The sequence below is a fragment of the Sinorhizobium fredii USDA 257 genome (genome assembly GCF_000265205.3).
GTDB classification, from domain to species: Bacteria; Pseudomonadota; Alphaproteobacteria; order Rhizobiales; family Rhizobiaceae; genus Sinorhizobium; species Sinorhizobium fredii_B.
Genome location: NC_018000.1, coordinates 2,348,243 through 2,368,431, shown reverse-complemented (window position 1 = coordinate 2,368,431; position 20,189 = coordinate 2,348,243). Strand labels below are relative to the sequence as shown.

The window sequence follows — 20,189 nt, the reverse complement described above, 5'->3', positions numbered from 1 at the left end:
TTCGAAAGGCTTACTTGAAGAGCGCTTCCGCCTCTTCGATCGACAGCGAGCTCGTATAGGAATAGTAGCCGGGCTTCCCATCGAGCTGCTTTGCCGCCTCTTCGACGTTCTTCGAGTCGATGAACGGGATCGGCAGATAGAGCGCGTTGCCGTATTGGCCCGCCTTGGCCGGCTCCTTCAGCTCCTTGCCCTGCAGCATCAGCACGGCGACGTTGAGCGCGCTCGCCATCACGCCGGGCGGGTTCACGGTCGCACCGGAATTCAGCTTCTCCTTGATCCAGAGGTCGATGAAGTCCTTTCGGATCTCGCCGGTCGCGGCGATCTGGTCCTTCTTGCCGGCATCCGTGATCGACTTCCAGGCGCCGGCCGCCATGCCGTCCTGCACGACCACGCCGTTGATGTCGGGATAGGTGGCGAGAATGTTCTGCATCGCCTGCTGTCCCTGGGCCTGATCCCAATTGGCGTTCACTTCATTGACGATCTGGATATCCGGGAAATCCTTGAGGACCTGCTTGTAGCCGGCGACCCGCATCTCGTTTGCCGGATGCCCGGCAACGCCGTTGATCGCCACCACCTTGCCCTTGCCGTCGAGCGTCTCGGCGAGCCACCTGGCGCCCGCAGCACCCCAAGCGGTCTGGTCGATCCCGACATAGACCGCATCGGGCGAGGAGACTTCCGCGTCCGTCGCGATCACCAGGATGCCCGCCTCCTTCGCCTGCGCGAAGATCGGGTCGAAGGCCGTCGGGCTGTTCGGATTGACGATGATGGCGTTGACGCCTTCCGCGATGAAGTTGCGGATATGGGCGATCTGCCCGGGCACGTCGACATTGGCGCTCTGGACGGAAACCTCGACGTCGACGCCCTTGTCCTTCCATTTCGCCGCGGCGGCCTTCGCCTCGTCGATCATCTGGGTGCGCCACTCGCTGCCGACCCAGCCGTTCGAAAGGCCTATCTTGAATGTTTCCGCGTTGACCGCCGAGGCCGAGATAACGATGGACGCGACCGTGCCAAGCGCAAGAGCAATGAATTTCGTCATTAGATTCCTCCCAAATCTTGCGAGCGCTATGAAGCCAGAAAATGTAATCGATTTCAATGGGAGTTCAGGGTTGTACCGGCAACCTCCAACGCTGGCGAACTTGCCCGCTAAATCGAGAGCCTAGATTTTCCGCCGATTGTGCTCTGCGGGCGGGGGGCAACGGTCCGCCGGGCTTCCGATGATCGGAGCTATCCGGCAGATACGGAGGAGAGGTGCCATTTACCCTGGAGACTTTCTTGGAAGTTCGGTATGGGCCGCGACCGCTATTTCCCAGCTACTCCGCTTCGGCTCCAGCAAAGAGCGCTCGAAGCGCGGTTTGGCTCGGGCGGGAACCTCGATCGCGCGATAGCTCTGCGGCAGCTCGACATGCCCGACCTTGATCAGCATGACCATACCCATGGCGTAATGCGGCGAGCATTTGATGCCGTAGAAGCCGGGCTTATCGAAGGTGACGACGATCTCCTCGTTGATCTTGCACTTAAATCCCGGATGCCCGTCCGGAACCATTCCGTCGATCGTCGCGGCGTTGTGGCTCTTGTTGGTGGCGATGAACTTGTCGCTGTCGCCCGGCCGGAGCGCAAGGAAATCCGGTTCGAAAACCATCGAACCCTTCTCGCCCCGGTTCAGCATCTTGACCTCGACCGTCTCGGCGCTCACCAAGGCCGGCATCGAAATGGCAATCAGGACGGTCAACAGCAGCCTGACAAGACTGATCATGAAATCCTCTTCAGCATCGGCTTTTCGGCAGGCGGGGAACCGGGGGCGCGGTAACGGATATGATAGCGGCCGTCGCCCTGGTACTCGACATCAACGTCGACGCCGAAGACGGTGCGGATTCGCTCTTGGGTGAGAACTTCGTGCGGCCGTCCCAATGCAGTGACGCGACCGCCGCTCATCAACGCGATGCGGTCGCAGAACATGGCGGCATGGTTGAGATCGTGAAGTGCGGCAACCGCCGTCAGCTTCTGCTGGCGCACGAGATGCAGGAGACCGATCTGATGGCCGACATCGAGGTGGTTCGTCGGCTCGTCGAGAAGGAGCATCTGCGGCTGTTGTGCCAGGGCGCGGGCGATGTGCAGGCGCTGCCGCTCCCCGCCCGACAGCGTGTGCCACGTCCGCGCCGCAAGCTGCGCCATGCCGACATTGCGGATCGCCTCGTCGACGATCTCGTCATCCCTCGTCGACCACGGTGTGAGAGGGCCGAGATGCGGCGTGCGGCCGAGTTCCACCGCCTGGCGCGCAGAAATGCGCTCGCCCGTTTCGGCCTGCTGCTCGACCAGCGCAATGCGCTTGGCAATTTCCTTCCGTCCCAGCGTGTCGACGCCCTGTCCGTCCAGCAGCACCCGGCCGGACCGCGGCCGCCGGAGGCCGGCAAGCAGCGACATCAGGCTGGTCTTGCCGGAGCCGTTCGGCCCGACGATGCCGAGAAACTCGCCCGCGACGACGTCGAGCGAGACATCCCGGAGGATGGAAACTCCACCCATCGACCACGAGACATTGCAAGCGGAGAGGTTCATCGAACTGTCCTGCGCTGGCTGAGGATGACGGCAAAGGCCGGTGCGCCGACGAGCGCCGTGACGACGCCGATCGGCAGCACCTGCCCCGGAATGATGACGCGCGACACGATGTCGGCGGCGATCATGAACAACGCCCCGATCAAGGCGGCGGCGGGAAGCAGCAATCCGTGCCGGACGCCGACGATCATCCGGGACACGTGCGGGATGACGAGGCCGACGAAACCGATCGACCCGACGATGCTGACCATGGCCGCCGTCATCATCGCCGATGCGCCAATCAGGACGACATAGACCCGGCGCACCGGGATGCCGAGCGAGGCGGCGGACTCGGATCCGAAGGTGAAGGCGTCGAGCGCCCGCGCGTGCCACAGGCAGACAATGAGGCCGACCAGCGCGACAGGAACGGCGAGCCAGACATCCGGCCAGCGCACGCCGGAAAGATTGCCGAGCAGCCAGAACATGATTGCGCGCGCCTGTTCCGCATTGGCGGCCTTGGTAACGATGAGCGACGTGAGCGCGTTGAAGAGCTGCGAGCCGGCGACGCCCGCCAGAATGATCGCGCCATGGCCCCTGCCGGCACGCATCGCCAGAAGGCTGACGAGCCCGAAGGCGAGAATGGCTCCTGCGAACGCTCCGACCGGCAGCGTCAGCAGGCCGGCGCCGATGCCGAGAACGGCGACGCCGACCGCACCGGTCGATGCACCCGCCGAGATACCGAGAATGTAGGGGTCGGCCAGCGGATTGCGCAGCAGCGACTGCAGCACGACGCCGGAGACCGCCAGCGCCGAACCGCAGCAGGCGGCCACGATGGCGCGGCTCACCCGGTAGTTCCAGATGATCCCCTCGTCGAGCGCATCGAGGCCGTATCCGGCATCCCACAATCGGTTGGCGACAGTCTTGGCGACGACGCCCATGGGAATGGCCGTCTCGCCGATCGCCGCGCCCAGCCAGAGCGCGACCAGCAGCACGATGAGCGCCAGCAGGCTGGCGCTCGTCCGCGACAAGGATGGGGCGATGCCGATCACTTGTTCAGGCCGGATTTCTCGACGGCATCGGCCAGCACCTCGATGCCTTCGATGGTCCGGATCGTCGGGTTCATCGCCTGGGCGTCCATCTCGACGACGTGGCCCTCTTTCACCGCAGGCATCAGGCTGGTTACCGGGTCCGACTCCAGGAACTTGTGCTTGACGACGACGTCGTCGGCGGGGAAGCGACGGCGCTCCATCTTTCCCGCGACGACGAGCGTCGGGCCGGACTTGGCGATGGTTTCCCAGCCGACGGTCGGCCATTCCTCTTCGCTGTCAATGACGTTGTCGATGCCGAGCGCCTGCATGATATAGCCCGGCGCGCCGTTCTTGCCGGCGACGTAGGGATCGATGTCGAGCTCGGCGCTCGAGAACCAGAACACCGCGGAGAGCTTGCCGTTCGCCGACGCGATCTTCTTCTTCGCCGCATCCTCACGCGCCCTCAACTCGGCGACCAGCTTCTCGCCGCGCTCCTGGACGTTGAAGATCTGGGCGAGTTCGGTGATTTCCTGATAGATGAGGTCCATCGTGAAGACCGTGTGGCGAACGCCATCGCCGCCGCCGCTATTGTCCTTGCCGACGCAATCGGCTGGCGACGTGTAGACCGAAATGCCGAGTTCCTCGAACTGCTCGGGCTTGGCGACGATGCCTTCGGGCCCGACATGCCACTGGAACTGCGCCGTCACGACATCCGGCTTCTTGGCGACGACGCCTTCGAAACTCGGGTCGTTGTCGGCCAGCCGCTCGACGTTTGCATTCGCGTCCTCATAACCCTTGATGACCGGACCGATCCAGACGGCGGTACCCACCATCCGATCCTGAAGGCCGAGCAGGTACAGGATCTCCGTGCTGCTTTGGCCGATCGAGACGGCGCGTTCGGGCGCCTTCTGGAAGATGACCGGACGGCCGCAATTGGTGAGCGTCAGCGGATAGCTGGTTTCGGCGGCCTGGGCCTCCATGCCGATGGCCAGAAGAACGGCAGCAGCCCACAGGACGCCGCGATTAGATTTCGCAAAGATGCTTTTCATAAGTCTATTCCCCGGATTCGATGAAGCGGCCGCACGGAATGCGGCCGTTCGTGGCGCGGACGGACGGAGTCAGACCGCCTGCCGACAGCGAGACGGCGTCGAGGAACGGGGAAGACCGCAGGCTACAAGGCGCAGATCGGCACAAGGAGAGGTCATCGTATATCCTGTTCCGGGCATCCCCGCCCGCATTGGAGTGAACGCATGACGGCAGGTCTCCTGGCTCGCGGATATCTGCCGTCCACCTGCCTTCCCACGATCGAGCTCGCAGTGGCATAACGCTTTCGCGTCACTAGGATGGGCGGCAATCCGCTTACAGTTGCGGGGGCAGCCACGGTCTTGGTCCCTCTTGGGTCGTCCGCACCGTGTTCCCTATTAATCCCCTTCGCTTCATCGTAGGGGAACCGTCACTGGCTTCATTAAATAGTTGATCTCAGCTGGTCAAGGCCGGTTCTATCGCCATGCCGGAGCGTCAAAAATCCCAGTCCTCGTCCTCCGTCGCGACCGCCTTGCCTATGACATAGGACGACCACCCGCGAAGAAGTCATGGTTTTCGTCGGCGGCCGGCGAGAGCGCCGACAGGATCGCGGGGTTTGCAGGCTTCCGGCGGGAACAGCGCCTCGTAGCCAAGCTTCATCAGCGCCTTGATGGCGTTGTAGTGCAGGAATTTATTGACGTCTCGGTGAGGCCGGCGCCGTCGTAGACCGCTTCGGTATATTTCACCTCGTTGTCGTAGAGCCCGAGCAACAGGTCGAAAGCGAAGTACTTGATGTTGGTAAGCACCGCCTCCTCGTGCGGCGTCACCGGATAGGCCATCAGCTTCACGCGCCGACACCGTTCTGGATCGTGCCGAGCAGCGTCAGGCCGGTGAAGCGAGACGCCGCGATTGCTCCCGACGGCAGCAAGCAAAAACGTCTTCCTGCAACAGACGCCACAATCAAGTATAATCCTTGAGCAATCACGGAGGCAGGAGGAGGGACAGATGTCCGTCGACGCAGGACCGCGAACAGTGGGCGCCGAATATGCGATCGAGTATCTGCAGGAGCATCCGGAAGCCGGCCTCTGCTGCGAGGATCGGCGCTGCTGGATCACGCCGAATGCAAACGAGACCGACCGGCAGGCCCTGCTTCTCGAGGCGATCGAGGCCGAGCGGCTCAAGGACGATCCTCGCCTCCGACTCGTGTCCGGAATCGCCCATGCGGGCCGGTCGCTCTGGGTCGTTCGAAGAATGACATAACGACCTGGACACAAGCGAACTAATCGCGTTGCGCTGAGCCACGCGCACGGATGCCTTGACGATCAGGCGGATGCAGCTGCGCATGAAGCCCGGCCTATCCGCGCCGCCCGGCCATTCGGTACCGTGGCCGGTCTTGAGTGCCGCGGCGCCGCGGATCAGGTCCATGATGCGGGCGGTCGCCAGCGCGTCGCCGATGTCGAACAGTCCCTTCGCCCCGCCCTCCTCGAGCCATCGGCACATGCAAGTGTAACCGGTTTCCTAATTCCCGTCTCCGGGCGAGCTCACACCGAACGCAGGCAAGCCGAGCGAAACGGCCATCGCCGATCAGTTGAAAATCCCTACGACCACGCCCAGGAATGCATGTGAGCGGCGGTCCGGGTGTGATAATGCCTGCTGCAATGCCGGCGATTTTCTTGAGAGACCATATGACAGACATGACCTCGACGCTCAGGATCTTTGAACCCCGTCCCGGCGTGTTTGCCTATTACGATGGCCGCGTCGAGGGACGGAGGCTTCATGGCGCCTCGCCGAATTGGCTCGATGACGGTGCCTATGGATTGGGCGTCGCCTCCTATGCCATCTTCGACGCGGGCGAGGCGCTCGTTTACGATACGCATATCTCGCTTGCCCATGCACAGGCCGTCAGGCGACATCTCGAGGGGCTTGGCGCAACCTCCATCCGGGCCGTCCTCAGCCATTGGCACAACGATCATGTCGCAGGCAATGCGGTTTTTGCCGATTGCGAAATCATCGCGCTCAAGCTGACAGCCGATCTGCTTCATGCCAATCGCGAGGAGCTCGCCACGCGCGTCCCGCCCATCATCCCGCTCGTCATGCCCAGCCGGCTCTTCGAGACGAGGCTGGACCTAAAAATCGGAAACCGCCGTGTCGAACTTCACCATTTCGACATCCACAGCGCCGACGGCAATGTCCTCTGGTTGCCGGACGAGAGAATCCTGTTGGCGGGCGATACGCTCGAAGACACGGTCACCTATGTTTCGGAAGCGGAAAACACGGCGAAGCACATTCGCGAATTGGGGCGCCTGGCGACCTGGCCGATCGGTCGCATTCTGCCGAACCACGGCGATCCGGATCGGATTGCGACCGGCGGATATGAAGCGAGCCTCATCGACGCCAACCGGCGTTACCTCGAGCAGTTGATCGATGCGGTCAAACAAGACCGAGCCGCTATCGCACCCCTCAAGGATTTCATCGCGCAGGATCTGGCAGCGGAGGCAGTCTCCTATTTCGAGCCCTATGAAGCGGTGCATCGGAAGAATATCGCGGCCCTGGCGGCGATATGAGCCTGTCCACGGCGCCGATAGTGGGTGCGGAGCATTCGAGGTTGCGTTATCGAATGACATCGCGACCATCGGTCCTTCTCAGTCGGCAGGAACACGAAACCAGTGGCCCCGGTTACTTCTGCCGTGGTTCCGAGAGCTCGGCTCCTGCTGAAACCAGCTTTCCGGCGCGCTTGACGGTCACCGCCTCCACCAATGTTCGTGCCGCATTGCGGACCTCTTCCTGCACCGCCTCGTCGGCATCCAGCTCGGCGTGACTGAGCGCATAGGGTTTCCAGTAGCCGATATAGCGATCCACTTCCGCCAAGGGTCCGCGGGTTCGAGATGCATGTAGCAAAGCCAGTCCGACAGGCTACGCCGAACGTTCTCCACGCCCGCCACATCACCATGCACGACGACGAAAAAGATCCGCCCGGCGAGATGTCGAGGGTACCTCCAGCCCTCGAGTTCAAGCGCCTTGGCGAGCTTCGCGTCCTTGCCCTCGGTCGAGGTCGGGTCAGGATTGCCGCCATCGGCGCAAACCAGCCGGTCCATCATCAGCTTGATCGGCGAAGACACCTGATACCAGTTGACCGGCGTGACGATCATGATGCCGGTCGCCTCGACCCACATCGGATAGATCTCGTTCATCCAGTCGTCGACCTGCCCAAGCGAATAGTTGGGATAGCAGGAGCACGGCCAATGACAGAGCGCCGGCGAGGTGGAAAAGCAGGCCTTGCAAGGATGAATCATGCGTCCATATTCGGAAGCAAGACGATGCAACTCGAGAACGGTCGTCTTCACCCCGGCCGTTTGGTCCATCGTTTCCTGCGCGATCCGCACCAGTCGGTAGGACTTCGAGATTTCGCCGGGACAGGTGTGTTCGCTCCGCGACGACCCGCTGATCAGAAGGATACGTGCCGGCCCGTCCGGGTCACGGTGAGGCTCTTGCGCAGCATGAATTGCATCGCGCGCCGCAAGCCAATCGACTGACAGTTCATAGTCGGTATCCTTGAATGCGGTGCCGGCCTTGCGCGTGTGCGGTGCCTTCCGCTGATGCTTGTAAGCGTCCCACGCCGCCGAAGCGACCTTGTCCAATTCCGGGCGAAGGCCGTCGAAGGCTCGATCCTGGAACCGACTGAGGAAGCGGCGGCGAAACTCGGTCTCCGTCAGCCTGGGATTCGGCGTTCCCTTTCGCGGCTCGAGCATTGTCGGCGAATATTTCGCCTCGGCGCTTTTCGACATCTAAATCCACCGGCGGTTCCGTTCCCCTGTAATCGAGCACGGCGGCGATTGTTCCGGGCAGCCAAGGCCGCTTGGTGGAATTGACGAGGCATTGACGAGGCTAGACGCAAAGCGCGCCTAGCCATTCGCTTCAGGTCGTGCGGACCAAAAGGGGCCGCGGTACTCTAGAGCCGCGCCTCCAGGATCAGGTTGAACGGCGTTTGCAGCGCGCGGCGGAAACGGCTGAAGCCGGCCTTGCGGAAGACGTCCTCAAGGCGAGCTTCGCCGGCTTGGGCGCCGAGCACCAGACGGCCGCCGTCGGAGATCGCATGGGCGCAGCAGATCGTCGTCGAGGCCGCATAATAGATCCGCGCCACCGGCGAGACATTGTCCTCGACCCGGTCATTGGCGAAGGGCTCGACCAGCATCACCGTGCCGCCCGGTGCGATGGCTCTTGCAGCATGTGCGGCCGCGGCGACCGGATCGCCCATGTCGTGCAGGCAGTCGAAGAAACAGATGAGGTCGTAGCCCGTAGCCGAATAACCGTCGGCCCGGGCGGTCGCAAAGCTTGCCCTGTCGGCAACGCCCGCCAGTGCGGCGATCTTCCATGCCTCCGCCACGGATTCCAGGTGATTGTCGAAGCCGCGGAACTCGGAGGCCGGGAAGGCCTCGGCCATGAGCACGGTCGAGTGGCCGTGACCGCAGCCAACATCCGCTACACGCGCGCCGGAGCGAAGCTTCTCGACGACGCCGTCGAGGGCCGGCAGCCATTCGGAAACCAGGCTTGCCTTATAGGCATTCCGGTAGAAGGCCGCGACGCCACAGAAGAGCTTTCCGTCGTGGTCGCCCCAGGCAATGCCTTTGCCGCTGCGGAACGCCTCCACCGCCTTCTCCTCGTCCAACCACATCGACGCCGGAACGGCCCAGGCGTTGGGGATGAAGAAAGGACTGTCCTCCTCGGCCAGGACGAGGGCCTGTTCCGGCGCGAGCTCATAGGTGTCGCTGATCGCATGATAGCCGACATAGCCGCCGGCAAGCTGCGAGCCCAGCCACTCGCGCACATAGCGTTCGGCGCAGCCCGCGCGGCTCGCCAGCTCCCGCGATGTCAGCGGGCCCGCTTCCGCCAAGGCCTTGTAGAGGCCGAGCCGGTGGCCGAGGCTCACCATCACGCCGCCATATCCGGCCGACAGGTCGCCGATCGCGCGCGCCACGAACGCGTCGAGTTTCGCGGCGTCGACGCTCCTGCTTTGAGTCTGTTGCATCTTGATTTCTCCTTCACGTACGCCGAGGAATTCGGCCATGCGCGCAGGATCGCAGCGATCGCGGTTGAGCGGCAGAGCCGAACGGTCCACAATCGGGCCGTTTGCGCCATGCGACGAGCCCCGTTTACATGCCGATGTCGCCCGCCGGGGAATTCGAAATGCCACATCAAAGAGCCGAGACCGGCCCGGAGCCGATCCATGTCAGCCTCGTCGCCATCCCCGAGGCGGTGGTTTCCACGCTGACCGGCATTTTCGACGTAATGAACGCGTTTGCCGTGATGGCTCCGCTCGGCCATAGCCCGCTCGAGTCGCCGCCCTTCCGGGTCGAGATCGTCGGAGTCGAGCAGGGTCCGCTGCAACTCGCCAGCCATGTGCCGATCTCTGTCCAGCGCAGCATCGTATCGATCGAAGCAACCGACATCGTCATCGTTCCCTCGATCCTGCTCGAAGCGGAAGGCTGGCGGACGGGCCGACACCCGGAACTGATCGACTGGCTCCACGCCATGCATCGGCGCGGCGCGCTCTTATGTTCGGCCTGCTCGGGTCTCTTCCTGCTCGCCGAAACCGGGCTCTTCGACGGCGTCGACGCGACGGTGCACTTCGGCTATGCCCGCGCCTTCAATGCGGCCTTTCCAAAGGTGCCGATCCGGCCCGAACACGTGCTCGTCGTGTCCGGCAAGCGCGAGGAACTGATCAGTTCCGGCGCCTCGATGACCTGGCACGATCTGGTCCTTTACCTGATCGCCCGCCATGCGGGCGCTACCGCCGCCCAGGCTGTCGCGCGCCTCTTCGCACTGCAATGGCACCAGGACGGGCTGGCGCCCTACATAACCTTCGAGGGGCGCAGGGACCATGACGATCTCGCCATCCGCGCCGCCCAGGATTGGCTCGCCACACATTTCTCGGTCGCCAATCCGCTCGAAGAGATGATCCGCCGCACCGGACTGACCGAGCGCACCTTCAAGCGCAGGTTCACCGGTGCGACGAGCCTGAGCCCGATCGCCTATGTGCAGCGACTGAGGATCGAGGAAGCCAAGCGGCGGCTCGAGCGGACCGAGGCCTCGGTCGATGAGATCAGCTGGCAGGTTGGCTACGAGGAACCGGCATTCTTTCGCCGTCTTTTCAAACGCCTTACGGGCGTGACACCAGGAGGCTACCGCCGGCGCTTCAAGATACCGGAATTCGCCCAGCCGCGGCGCGAGAGCTAATGCATGTCGCCCAAAAGTGGCAGCGGTCTTGGGATGACGACATGCATGAAAACAAGGTCCTAAAGCGCGCTGCATGAATGTGTTTGAATCCGCCGTGCTCCAGGCGGTCGATACCGCAACGACGCGCATCTTCTCGTTGACGACGCCTCCCGGACCCGCCACAAAAGTGTCAACACAAGGATGCGAGGCAAGCTATGGACAGCGTGACATTCCCGCAGGATCCCATCTGCCGGCCCTATCGCCAGCTGGCGCGCAATGCGCGCCTTGCCAACGCACGGCTCGATCGCGCCTGCACGGCGCTGAAGCCCGGCGAATGGGAGGCGACCCGGACGTCCTTCTTCCCCTCGCTCAAGGGAACGATGGTCCACCTTCTCGATGCCGATCGATACTATATCGACACGCTGCGGGGCGACCTGGCCGGCCTGGCGAAACCGCCGGGCAGCCGCGCGACGGCCGCCGAATTCGCGGCCGAACGGGCCGAAGTCGACGACTGGCTGATCGATTTCTGCGAAGCTCTGACGGCAGAGGCGCTACCGCGAAAGATAAGCATCCCCTGGCCGGACCGGACACTGACGGAGACCGTCGCCGATACGCTTCTGCACGTCTTTCTGCATGGCCAGCACCATCGCGGCCAGATCCATTCGATGCTCTCCGGCACCAGCGTTGCGCCGCCGCAGATCGACGAATTCATCCTGACGGACAATAGCGAGGCGCGGGTGGAGGACCTGCAGGCGCTGGAGTGGAGCGAGGCACGGCTCACTCGATAGCCGGAGGAGTGTCTCGCCGGTACGGCGAAAGACTGACAACGACGGAGCCGCTCGAGCGCTTTCTCGCCAAGATTCAGGAGGAGCGGCACGGTTATCGCCTGGAGCCTGCCCTTACCCCGCTGCGCGCGACCGCGGCCGCTAGGAAACGGGTGCTGGCGATCTTGATCTGCGAAGCCTGGAACTCCCTACCTCACTTCGAGTTCTAATAATCATGCTCACATGAGACCCACCTTCGCACGGAGGCGCGGAGTACAAATGAACCCGGAAAAATGGCTTCACCTGTGCATCGATATGCAGCGCATGTTCGCCGAGAGTACCCCGTGGCAAGTCGCCTGGATGCCCAAGGTGTTCGACCAGGTTGTTGAGATTGCTTCGCGCTTTCCGGATCGCACCATATTCACGCGCTTCGTGCCGCCGTCCTCTCCAGAGGAACTGCCGGGCATGTGGCGGGCATACTACGAAAAATGGCCGATGATGACGACCACCCAGCTCGACCCCGTTCTGGTGGATCTGGTTGCTGACCTGAAGAGGTTGGCCCCGCCCGCGCGCATCTTTGACAAAACCACCTATTCGCCATGGACGAACGGGCGGCTGCACAGCGCCTTGACTGCTGAGGATATCGGGACGCTCGTCGTAACGGGAGGCGAGACGGACATCTGCGTGCTGGCCGCGACTCTTGGAGCTATCGATCTCGGTTACAAGGTAATCCTGCTGAAGGACGCGGTGTGTAGTACGACCGATCAAACACACGATGCGTCGTTGGAACTTCTGGGCAATCGCTTCTCAGTTCAAATAACGATCTGGAACACCGAAGAATGGTTGTCGTCAATTTAGCGCCTACACGAAGCGATCAGCGCTGTTCCCCAGGAGCTCGCGAGTGGGCAAGTAAGGGTTGTTACCGCCATTAAGGGATTCGAGCCGGCGAGCCCGCCTGGCTATTTTCGCAGGATCTTCGCCATTGCTTTCCCCTTGGCGAGTTCGTCGATCAACTTGTCCAAGTAGCGGATTTCCTGCATCGTTGGTTCTTGGATGTCTTCCACGCGAACGCCGCAGATCACACCGGTAATTAGCGCCCGCGAGGGATTCATTTGAGGCGCTTGGGCAAAGAAGTCCTCAAATTTTGTGTTGTTCGCCAACTGATTATCTAGCGTTTCTTGGCTGTACCCCGTCAACCAACGGATGATCTCATCGACCTCAGCTTTCGTGCGCCCCTTCTTCTCCGCTTTGGCGACATAGTGAGGATAGACGCTCGCGATACTGACTGAATAGATGCGATGCTTCGTCATGCGTCCTCCCTGAATCGCGTCCTGTGAAATGCCGTCTGATACGCCCCTTTTAGGACGCGACCCCATTTAGCCCCTGCACGAACGACCGGCGCCCTTCCCGTTTACACATTATACCAGGCTGCAACTCACAGGCGGTCACCGATCCTTGAACATTCTTGAGCACTTCGTGGCTGTTGTGGACGAACCGTTGTTCCTATGACTGTCGCCTGTATCGGTGACGGACCGCGCCGGCGCACCACGCCGCTGTGGCCCTGCCCGCCTCGGCTTCAGAAGCGAATCAACGGGATCCCGCGATGTCATTCAGACCATTGCTTGGCGACGGACGTATCAGGACCCGGGAAGAAGAAACAGCACCGCTACAGAGTGCGTCCTGGATCGGCACTTCGCTCGTATTCGACAGCCGGCGCTGGGCTTGTCAGGAAGCAGAACTCCGCTGGACGGCACCGCACCACTTGATCGTGCTGACGGATGGAGGAGGCACGTCCCGGACATCGATCCGGGCCGAGGGCAAGGCACTTTATGACGGACAGGACCGGCCAGGCGTACTCACTTTCGTTCCCGCGGGCGCAGAGCGTGTCGGATTTTACCGCGACGTCGACCTATCTTATTCCGCCTTGTGGATTGATCCCGAACTGGCGCTGCCGGGTTTGCAACGCCTGCGCGATATACCGATTCTGGTGAACAGAAGCGATACGGTCATCGGCACGCTTTTGCGATCGCTTTGCACCGAGATGTCACTCGGCCACTTGCCAGACACTGTCTACGTCGAGCATCTGGTTGCGCTCGTCGGTCTGCGCATGGCTGACCTGAGCGGAAACCAGTTGCCGCCTGCGAGCCGCGGCCGCCTCGGCCGCCGGACGTTCGAGCGCGTCCGCGATTACATCGATGCCCACGTGGCCTCCGATATCTCGCTGAGCGCGGTGGCAGCGGTTGCCGGCATGCCGGTCGATACCTTCGCACGTCGCTTCAAGGAGACGACCGGCCGTCCGCCCTATGCCTATATCCTCGAGGAGCGCGTAAGACGAGCGGAACTGCTCCTGCGCGATACCGAGATGGCAATAGGCGCCATTGCATTCCGCCTCGGCTTCTCCAGCCAGAGCCACTTCACAACTACATTCCGTCGCCTCAAGGGCATCACCCCGCGAGCCTACCGGCTGCACATTTCTCCGGAATCCTGATAGCGCCTCCGGTATCCTGAAAGAAAAACATCCCGCGCATTCCCAAGTCCCACTTGTCGAAGAAAGCAAGTCGCAGGCTCGCCGGAGGGTAGCCTTCCGGGCTCGTGCCGTTGCGACTGGGAGATCATTCATGGCCGAAACGGACTACAGGATTACGCGCCGGGCGGTTTTGGAAGGCGGAGCAGCGACCTGCCTGTTTCTGGCGTCCGGCTTGCCCGTCGGTGCTCAGGACGCCGGCGCCACCATGGCGGCCGGGCCCGTCACGACCCCGATAGCGAGAATACCGATGACCTTCAGGATCAACGCGACGGAGCATGCCGTTAAGCTCGACCCGCGCACGACGCTGCTTGATGCCTTGCGAAACCATCTCGGCCTCACCGGCTCGAAGAAAGGCTGTGACCACGGCCAGTGTGGGGCCTGCACGGTTCTCGTGAACGGCCGGCGGATCAATTCCTGCCTCTCGCTCGCAGTCCAGCATGAAGGCGACGAAATCACGACAATCGAAGGGCTCGCCGACGGCGACCAGCTGCACCCGGTTCAGGCGGCCTTCGTCGCCCGGGACGGCTTCCAGTGCGGCTATTGCACACCGGGGCAGATCTGTTCGGCAGTGGGAATGCTCGAGGAGGTGAGGGCCGGCTGGCCGAGCCATGCAAGTGCCGACGTGGCGGCAGGAGCCGCGGCACTTCGCGACGAAGAGATCCGCGAGCGCATGAGCGGCAATATCTGCCGTTGTGCTGCCTATCCCAACATCGTCGCCGCGATCCGCGACGCATCCGAAGAGGTGTGAGCCCATGCAGCCCTTTACCTACGTGCGCGCCAGCACCGTCAAGGAGGCGGCCGCCACCGTTGCGGCCGAGCCGGAAGCGAAGTTCATCAGCGGCGGCACCAATCTTCTCGACTTGATGAAGCTGGAGATCGAGCGGCCGACACACCTCGTCGATGTCAGCCGGCTGGCGCTCGACAGCATCGAGGAGACGCCGGAGGGCGGCCTTCGGGTCGGGGCAGAGGTCCGCAACAGCGATCTCGCCGCCGACCCGCGGGTGCGATCACGCTATCCTGTGCTCTCGCAAGCGCTTCTCGCGGGAGCGTCCGGGCAAATCCGCAACAAGGCCTCGACCGCAGGCAATCTCCTGCAGCGCACACGCTGCTTCTACTTCTACAACCGCGACATGCCCTGCAACAAGCGCGAGCCGGGATCGGGCTGCGCGGCCCTCGAGGGCTTCAACCGAATGCATGCCGTGCTCGGCGCCAGCGAGGCCTGCATCGCCGTCCATCCGTCGGACATGGCGGTGGCCATGGCCGCACTCGACGCTGAGGTCGAAACCGCCATGCCCGACGGCAAGACACGCACGATCGCCATTGGCGACCTCCACCGGCTGCCCGGCTCGACGCCACATGTCGAGACAGCGCTCGGCCACGGCGAGATGATCACGGCCGTCACCTTGCCGCCCCCGCCGCCAGGCCGGCAAGTCTATCGCAAGGTGCGCGACCGCGCTTCCTACGCCTTTGCGCTTGTCTCGGTCGCAGCCGTTGTCGAAAGGAGCGGCGATCGCGTACGGAGCGCGCGCATCGCGATGGGTGGCGTTACACCCAAGCCATGGCGAGCGACGGAAGCGGAGTACGTGCTCACCGGTGCGGCAACTTCCGACCCCGCTTTTTCCGAGGCCGCCGAAAGCGCACTCGCCGGAGCGGTGGGCCATGGCGGCAATGATTTCAAGATCCCGCTGGCAAAACGCACGATATGGCGGACGCTCGCCGCGGCTGTCGAAGGTGCATGAGGTGCGATGATGACAGAGACCATGACCCCGGAAAACCGTTCGTCCGAGACCGGCAATGGCCTTGTCGGCCAGCCGATCGCACGCGTCGATGGGCCGCTCAAAGTGACCGGTCGTGCGACCTACGCCTATGAGCATGCCGCGAACGAGGCAGCCTATGGCTACATCCTTGGCGCTGCCATCGCCAAGGGTCGTATAATCGAGATCGACACTGCGGACGCCGAACAGGCCCCGGGCGTGCTTCACGTCATGACCTACCGGAACGCACCGGCCCAGCCCGAATTCGGCCCGGCGGTCACGCCCACGGTGCCGGAGGTCTTCACCCGCGCCAGACCCATGCTCAATAGCGACCGCGTTCGCTTCTACGACGAGCCGGTTACGCTGGTCGTCGCGGAGACGTTCGAGGCCGCGCGGGCTGCCGCACGTCTCATCCGGGTGCGCTATGAAGAGGAGCGCGGCGCCTTCGATTTGCAGGCACATCTCGCCAAGGCCTACGCGCCCCGGCGCACCAATGCTGGTTTCGAGACGGACAGCGCGATCGGGGATTTCGATGGCGCCTTCGCCGCTGCTCCGGTCAAAATCGATGCGACCTACCGGACGCCCTACGAGCACCACAACCCCATGGAGCCCCATGCGACGCTCGCCATCTGGTCGGGCGACGAGGTGACGATCTACACCGGTGCGCAAACGCTCGCGAACTTCCGGGCCAGCCTCGCCAGCACGCTCGCCATTCCGCCGGAGCGTGTCCGAATCGTCAGCCCCTTCATCGGCGGCGGTTTCGGCTCCAAGCTGATCGTGCACGCCGACACCGTTCTTGCGGCGCTCGCTGCAAGGGTGCTGCGTCGCCCGGTCAAGGTCGCGCTGACACGGCAGCAGATGTTTGCCAATGCCGGTCATCGGGCGGAGATGGTTCACCAGGTGCGCCTCGGCGCGGATCACGACGGGCAATTGACTTCGATCGGTCATGATGTTTCGTCCGCGACATCCAGCTTCGAGGAATTCTGCGAGCAGACCGCGGTCTTCACCCGCTCGCTATATGCCGCGCCGAACCGGTTGACCCGCCACCGGCTCGTTCCGGTCGATCTCAATCGCGGCGAATGGATGCGCTCGCCCGGCGAGGCGCCGGGCATGCTCGCCTTTGAAAGTGCCGTGGATGAGCTCGCCGAGCGGCTCGGTCTCGATCCGATCGAGCTCAGGGTTCGTAACGAGCCGACAGAGGACCCGGAGCGCGGCGTGCCGTTCTCGACCCGCAATCTCGTCGCCTGCATGCAGGAAGGCGCGCGCCGGTTCGGCTGGAAACGCCGGAAACCCACCCCGGGCCGCATCCGCGAAGGCCGCAAGCTAATGGGCTACGGTATGGCGGCGGCCATTCGGCCGAACTACATCGGCGCGACGACGGCCCGGGTGGCGATCGATGCAAACGGCCGGGTAACGGCCGAGCTCGATATGACCGATATTGGAACGGGCACCTACACCATCCTGACCCAAATCGCGGCGGAAAGCCTGGGCGTGCCCATCGCGGCAGTCAAGGTCGGGCTTGGCGACAGCCGGTTTCCGCGCACCGCCGGCTCCGGCGGTTCCTGGGGAGCGGCGAGTGCGGGCTCGGCGCTCCATCATGCGTGCAACGCCCTCAAGGAGAAGATTATCGAGGCGGCACGGTCCGACGACCGCTCACCGCTCCGCGGTGCGGACGCCGCCGCGCCGAGCTTCGTCGGCGGAGAGGTGAGAGCCGGCGACAGCTCGGTAAGCTTGGCTGATCTCATCGGCAGCATTGCCCCGGACGGCATCGAGGCAACCGGTTCGGTCGCCGCCGCCCGCGCCACGGAAAGCTATAGCAGCTATTCCCAGCACTCCTATGGAGCGCACTTCGCGGAAGTCGCAGTCGACAGCGACACGGGCGAGGTGCGCATGCGCCGCATGCTGTCAGTGATCGGTGCAGGCCGCATCCTCAACCCCAAGACCGCACGTTCGCAGATTCTCGGCGGCATGATCTGGGGCATCGGTGCTGCTCTGATGGAGGAAACCGTGCTCGATCCACGCTACGGCCATTTCGTCAACGGCGATCTCGCGGAATATCATGTCCCCGTCAATGGCGATGTCCCGGAGATGGAGGTGGTCTTTCTCGAGGAATACGACGACAAGGCCAATCCGCTCGGCGTCAAGGGACTCGGCGAGCTCGGCGTCTGCGGCACGGGCGCGGCGATCGCCAACGCGATCTACAACGCCACCGGTATCCGCGTTCGCGAGTTTCCGATCACCCTGGACAAGCTGCTCCCCGGCCTACCGGTGACGGCCATTTGAGTCTGTCAATGCGATAGAGCGGCTCACTGTTTCCACGGAAGCAGTGAACCGCTCTATGTCCTTATACAATACACCCTTCTCGCGGAAAGCCGTTACACGGCGCTTCCCGGAAGGCCTACAGAAATGGCCGTGGGGTCGCCGAAAGGAATCCACTTGTCACGTCCGGAGCTCTGGCCTCGGCAAGCTGCGAGAGGAACCGGTCCATTAGTGGAGAATTGCCGAAACGGCGGTTGGCGCGCTCATCGGCAAGTGAAAACTTAGAATCCACCTCGGTCAGGAGTGTCATTGTGCGCTGCGCTCCTTGCACGTCTCCGCGCTGGGTCAGGACGGCCGTGTGTATCAGCAGGCAATCCGCCTCGCGCGGCGCGCGCAGCAGACATTCCCGCAAGACCCGATCGGCTTCATCGAGACGGCCGGCGGCATAGAGTGCCTGGCCATAGACATAGGTGTAGTACTCCGGAGCCATCGGATGCAGCCGACGCGCCCGCTCGGCATTGCGCACCGCCTCATCATAGCTCCCGAATCGGACCTGCGCCTTTGCCAGCGCCATCAGGCTGTCCGGATCGTTCGGGTTGAGCTCGACCGCCCGCTGCGCGGCCTGCATGGCGCTGGCGTAGTCGCCGGCGACCGAAAGGCCGAAGCTCAGGACCTGAAAGCCGACAGCGAGATTGGGGTCGAGGCGAACGGCCTGACGCGCCTCGCTGAGGCCCGTTTCCACATCGGTTCCGGTCGCCCTGCCGCTGAGGCTCTGGGCGAAGTCGACGATATAGGTCATTCCGAGATTGGCGCGCGCGGCGGCATAGCCAGGATCGAGTTCCAGCGCCCGATGAAGCAGTGCGCGTGCGGCAAGCAGCGCCTCCGCATCCCTCGACCCATGCTTGTAGCGATCACGCGCCTGCAGGACGAGATCGTAGGCCTGAAGATTTTCGGTCGGGCGTTTGGCCGCGTTCGATACTTCCGACTCGCGCACATAGGATACCAGATGCGAAACGATCTCGGCCGTCAGCTCGGTCTGGAGCGCAAAGACGTCCTCGACACGCCGGTCGTAGCTGCGCGACCAGAGATGGGCGCCGCTGCGCGCATCGATCAACTGCGCCACCACGCGAAGCTGATCGCCGGCGCGTCGGGCACTGCCTTCCACCACATAGCCGGCCCCTAATCTTGTTCCGATCCTGCGGATGTCCTCCGCCTGACCGCGGAGTGCGAACGTCGAGTTGCGTGCGATCACCTGAAGTTCGGGATTTCGCGCAAGGTTGGCGATGATGTCCTCGGTCAGCCCGTCGGCGAAATAGCCCTGGTCCGCTTCCCCACTCATATTGTCGAAGGGCAGCACTGCGACAGTCGGCCGGGCATCGGCAGGTTCAACGTCCGCCAGACGCAGGAGGCTATCGGTCAGATCCGCGCCGATCGCTCGCAGTGCGGGCATCTGTGTGAAGGCGGCGACAAGGACAAGCGCTGCAGCCCCTGCGGCGTAAGGCAAAACGGCACGCCGGCGGAGGGCCAGCCGCCGGATCCAGTCCCGGGCGCCCGCCTGACCGGGCACGAGTCGCACGGCGTAGACGGCAAGCGGCTCGCTTATGTTCTTCGCCTGCCTTCGTCCGATGCTGTAGAAAAGCTCGCTGCGGCTCCGGTCAGCACTGCGGACCACTGCCTCGCTGACGAAAATGCTGGCGGGCTCCGCCATGGCCTCCAGCCGGGAGGCGACGTTCACACCATCTCCGAACATGTCGCCATTGTCTTCTATGACGTCGCCGAGGTTGATGCCGAGCCGCATCTTGAACGGTCGCTCGACAAATCCGTTCTGGATTTCGATCGCCGCATCCAGCGCCTCGTTGACGCTCGGAAATGTCGCGAGAAAGCCGTCGCCGGTGGTCTTGAACGTTCGACCGCCATGCTTCTCGACGGCCGGGATGATCAGTTCGCCGAAGGTCGCGCGCAGGGCCGCATAGGTCGAGGATTCGTCCTCGGACATCAGGCGCGTGTAGCCGACGATGTCGCCTGCTACAATTGCTGCGAGTTTGCGTTCCATCACCACCCTCGGCAGTCTTCAGACGCATCTATATGGTAC

At 63.2% G+C, this 20,189-nt stretch carries 18 protein-coding genes, 2 pseudogenes and 1 riboswitch; of the genes and pseudogenes, 9 read left to right on the top strand and 11 right to left on the bottom strand.

Annotated features, from left to right (window positions below; genetic code table 11):
- Positions 1-10: 10 nt before the first annotated feature.
- From USDA257_RS10940 to USDA257_RS36750, 7 genes and pseudogenes are all read right to left on the bottom strand, one after another.
- The gene (locus USDA257_RS10940) at positions 11-1,036 is read right to left on the bottom strand and encodes an ABC transporter substrate-binding protein (RefSeq protein WP_014763014.1); all 1,026 of its coding nucleotides are present in this window, start codon (positions 1,034-1,036) and stop codon (positions 11-13) included.
- Between the two features lie 219 nt (positions 1,037-1,255).
- Positions 1,256-1,753 (bottom strand): pseudoazurin, encoded by a 498-nt coding sequence (locus USDA257_RS10935; RefSeq protein WP_014763013.1) that lies wholly within the window; start codon positions 1,751-1,753, stop codon positions 1,256-1,258.
- Entirely contained in the window at positions 1,750-2,553 is an 804-nt protein-coding gene (locus USDA257_RS10930) for an ABC transporter ATP-binding protein (protein WP_014763012.1), read from the bottom strand. The genes USDA257_RS10935 and USDA257_RS10930 overlap by 4 nt, the downstream gene beginning before the upstream one ends.
- On the bottom strand, positions 2,550-3,578 hold the full coding sequence (locus tag USDA257_RS10925) for a FecCD family ABC transporter permease (RefSeq protein ID WP_041414091.1): 1,029 nt from the start codon (positions 3,576-3,578) through the stop codon (positions 2,550-2,552). Before USDA257_RS10925 ends, USDA257_RS10930 begins: the two co-directional genes overlap by 4 nt.
- Positions 3,575-4,537: an ABC transporter substrate-binding protein gene (locus USDA257_RS36755; RefSeq protein ID WP_223843451.1), complete on the bottom strand. Its 963-nt coding sequence runs from the start codon at positions 4,535-4,537 to the stop codon at positions 3,575-3,577. The genes USDA257_RS10925 and USDA257_RS36755 overlap by 4 nt, the downstream gene beginning before the upstream one ends.
- A 258-nt stretch (positions 4,538-4,795) precedes the next feature.
- A riboswitch (cobalamin riboswitch) is annotated at positions 4,796-5,027 on the bottom strand.
- Between the two features lie 48 nt (positions 5,028-5,075).
- Positions 5,076-5,374, bottom strand: a pseudogene (locus USDA257_RS33830) (class 1b ribonucleoside-diphosphate reductase subunit beta); the annotation flags it as partial.
- A 187-nt stretch (positions 5,375-5,561) separates the two neighbouring features.
- Positions 5,562-6,080 carry a hypothetical protein gene (locus tag USDA257_RS36750; protein WP_041414087.1) on the bottom strand — a complete coding sequence of 173 codons (519 nt, stop codon included), beginning with the start codon at positions 6,078-6,080 and terminating at the stop codon, positions 5,562-5,564.
- 185 nt (positions 6,081-6,265) lie between these two features.
- Here USDA257_RS36750 and USDA257_RS10905 point away from each other — a divergent pair, with 185 nt between their 5' ends.
- A complete protein-coding gene (locus USDA257_RS10905) occupies positions 6,266-7,144 on the top strand; it encodes an MBL fold metallo-hydrolase (protein ID WP_041415124.1) in 879 nt (292 codons plus the stop codon).
- 112 nt (positions 7,145-7,256) lie between these two features.
- On the opposite strand, the pseudogene USDA257_RS10900 reads toward USDA257_RS10905, so the two are convergent.
- Together USDA257_RS10900 and USDA257_RS10895 are read right to left on the bottom strand one after the other, a co-directional pair.
- Positions 7,257-8,329 (bottom strand): annotated as a pseudogene (locus tag USDA257_RS10900) (flavodoxin family protein).
- 200 nt (positions 8,330-8,529) lie between these two features.
- On the bottom strand, positions 8,530-9,606 hold the full coding sequence (locus tag USDA257_RS10895; RefSeq protein WP_014763006.1) for a class I SAM-dependent methyltransferase: 1,077 nt from the start codon (positions 9,604-9,606) through the stop codon (positions 8,530-8,532).
- Between the two features lie 158 nt (positions 9,607-9,764).
- On the opposite strand from USDA257_RS10895, the gene USDA257_RS10890 reads away from it, so the two are divergent.
- The 4 genes from USDA257_RS10890 (at position 9,765) to USDA257_RS10875 (ending at position 12,415) form a co-directional block, all read left to right on the top strand.
- Positions 9,765-10,814, top strand: a complete 1,050-nt coding sequence (locus USDA257_RS10890; RefSeq protein WP_014763005.1) for a GlxA family transcriptional regulator — start codon at positions 9,765-9,767, stop codon at positions 10,812-10,814.
- Between the two features lie 194 nt (positions 10,815-11,008).
- Positions 11,009-11,581, top strand: a complete 573-nt coding sequence (locus USDA257_RS10885; protein ID WP_014763004.1) for a DinB family protein — start codon at positions 11,009-11,011, stop codon at positions 11,579-11,581.
- Between the two features lie 8 nt (positions 11,582-11,589).
- Positions 11,590-11,787, top strand: a complete 198-nt coding sequence (locus USDA257_RS37475) for a hypothetical protein (protein WP_014763003.1) — start codon at positions 11,590-11,592, stop codon at positions 11,785-11,787.
- Between the two features lie 49 nt (positions 11,788-11,836).
- Positions 11,837-12,415 carry a cysteine hydrolase family protein gene (locus USDA257_RS10875; RefSeq protein ID WP_014763002.1) on the top strand — a complete coding sequence of 193 codons (579 nt, stop codon included), beginning with the start codon at positions 11,837-11,839 and terminating at the stop codon, positions 12,413-12,415.
- Positions 12,416-12,516: 101 nt separating this feature from the next.
- Here the strand turns inward: USDA257_RS10875 and USDA257_RS10870 are convergent, their stop codons facing one another.
- Complete coding sequence (locus USDA257_RS10870; protein ID WP_014763001.1) at positions 12,517-12,867, bottom strand: DUF2200 domain-containing protein; 351 nt, start codon at positions 12,865-12,867, stop codon at positions 12,517-12,519.
- 293 nt (positions 12,868-13,160) lie between these two features.
- Between USDA257_RS10870 and USDA257_RS10865 the strand changes: the two genes are divergently transcribed.
- The 4 genes from USDA257_RS10865 to USDA257_RS10850 all read left to right on the top strand — a co-directional run bounded on the left by USDA257_RS10865 (position 13,161) and on the right by USDA257_RS10850 (position 18,121).
- Complete coding sequence (locus tag USDA257_RS10865) at positions 13,161-14,045, top strand: helix-turn-helix transcriptional regulator (protein WP_014763000.1); 885 nt, start codon at positions 13,161-13,163, stop codon at positions 14,043-14,045.
- Positions 14,046-14,175: 130 nt separating this feature from the next.
- Positions 14,176-14,832, top strand: coding sequence for a 2Fe-2S iron-sulfur cluster-binding protein (locus tag USDA257_RS10860; RefSeq protein WP_014762999.1), 657 nt, complete (start codon positions 14,176-14,178; stop codon positions 14,830-14,832).
- Between the two features lie 4 nt (positions 14,833-14,836).
- On the top strand, positions 14,837-15,823 hold the full coding sequence (locus USDA257_RS10855) for an FAD binding domain-containing protein (protein ID WP_014762998.1): 987 nt from the start codon (positions 14,837-14,839) through the stop codon (positions 15,821-15,823).
- 9 nt (positions 15,824-15,832) lie between these two features.
- Positions 15,833-18,121, top strand: a complete 2,289-nt coding sequence (locus tag USDA257_RS10850) for a xanthine dehydrogenase family protein molybdopterin-binding subunit (protein ID WP_014762997.1) — start codon at positions 15,833-15,835, stop codon at positions 18,119-18,121.
- A gap of 115 nt (positions 18,122-18,236) precedes the next feature.
- Here the strand turns inward: USDA257_RS10850 and USDA257_RS10845 are convergent, their stop codons facing one another.
- Positions 18,237-20,150, bottom strand: a complete 1,914-nt coding sequence (locus USDA257_RS10845; RefSeq protein WP_014762996.1) for an adenylate/guanylate cyclase domain-containing protein — start codon at positions 20,148-20,150, stop codon at positions 18,237-18,239.
- Positions 20,151-20,189 lie beyond the last annotated feature (39 nt).